Source organism: Curtobacterium sp. MCBA15_005 (genome assembly GCF_001864855.1).
Classification (GTDB): Bacteria; Actinomycetota; Actinomycetes; order Actinomycetales; family Microbacteriaceae; genus Curtobacterium; species Curtobacterium flaccumfaciens.
In genome coordinates, this window is sequence record NZ_MJGL01000033.1 from 3730 (window position 1) to 5123 (window position 1394).

1 protein-coding gene is annotated in these 1394 nt (G+C 73.2%); it reads left to right on the forward strand.

The genetic code is table 11. The features are described from left to right. Positions 1–83 precede the first annotated feature (83 nt). Positions 84–1343 carry a M18 family aminopeptidase gene (locus BIU89_RS12120; RefSeq protein ID WP_071246845.1) on the forward strand — a complete coding sequence of 420 codons (1260 nt, stop codon included), beginning with the start codon at positions 84–86 and terminating at the stop codon, positions 1341–1343. Positions 1344–1394: the final 51 nt, after the last annotated feature.

The following is a 1394-nucleotide window of genomic DNA, read 5'->3' on the forward strand; positions in this document are numbered from 1 at the left end:
ACCGGCCTGGAGGAACGGGGTGCGTCCGACGGACGCGCCCCGTTCTGCGTCGGGTCGCCTCCACCCCGTGCCACGATGGGCGGGTGACCGTCGACGCCATCGCCTCCGAGTTCGCCCAGTTCGTCACCGAGTCGCCCACCGCGTTCCACGCGGCGGCGGCGACCCGGGCCCGTCTCGTCGCTGCCGGGTTCACCGAGCTGTCCGAGCTCGACGCCTGGCCGACCGAAGCCGGTGCGTACGTGGTGGTCCGCGACGGCGCCGTCATCGCGTGGCGCCTGCCCGACGGTGCCGGCCCGACGACGCCGTTCCGGATCCTCGGCGCCCACACCGACTCCCCCGGCTTCCGCGTGAAGCCGAACCCCGGCGTGCGCACCGGGGGCTGGGAGCAGCTGGGCGTCGAGGTCTACGGCGGTGCGCTCCTGTCGACCTGGTTCGACCGCGACCTGCGGATCGCCGGCCGGGTCGTCGACGCCGACGGCAGCGTGCGGCTCGTCAGCACCGACGCCGTCGCCCGGATCCCCAACCTGGCGATCCACCTGGACCGTGGGGTCAACGACGGCAAGGAGATCGACCGCCAGCGCCACACCCTGCCGATCGTCGGGGTCGACGGCGACGCCGGCGGGACGGACGTGGTGTCATGGTTGCGTGCCCGACTCGGCGAGGGTGCGGTGTCGTGGGACCTGTTCCTCGCCGACACCCAGGCGCCGGCCCGGATCGGCATCGAGCGGGAGTTCCTGGCGTCCGGCCGGATGGACAACCTGACGAGCGTGCACGCCGGACTCCGGGGCATCGTGGACGCTCCGACCGACGGTGACCACATCCCGGTGTTCGCGGCGTTCGACCACGAGGAGATCGGGTCGTCGACGCCGTCCGGTGCCGGTGGTCCGTTCCTCGAGGACGTCCTCGGCCGTGTGCAGGAGGGCCTCGGTGCCACCCGCTCCGAGGCCGCCCGGGCGTTCCGTGCGTCGTGGTTGCTGTCGAGCGATGCCGGGCACCTGGTGCACCCGAACCAGCCGGAGAAGCACGACCCGACGAACCGTCCGCGCCCCGGAGCCGGACCGCTCCTGAAGATCAGCGCGAACCAGCGCTACATGACCGAGGCGAAGGGCGAGGCCGTCTGGGCAGCGGCGTGCGAGACCGCCGGTGTGCCGTGGCAGCCGTTCGTGAACGTGAACACGATCCCCGGCGGCTCGACCATCGGCCCGATCGCGGCGACCCGGCTCGGGATCCCGACGATCGACATCGGCGTCGGGCTGCTGTCGATGCACTCGATCCGGGAGCTCGTGCACGTCGACGACCTGGCTGCCCTGCACGGAGCGGTCGCCGCCTTCCTGGCCGGCTGACCTCCGGGCGGCGTCGGCTGCTGGGTGGTCGCGACTCCCCGCGCGCCCAGG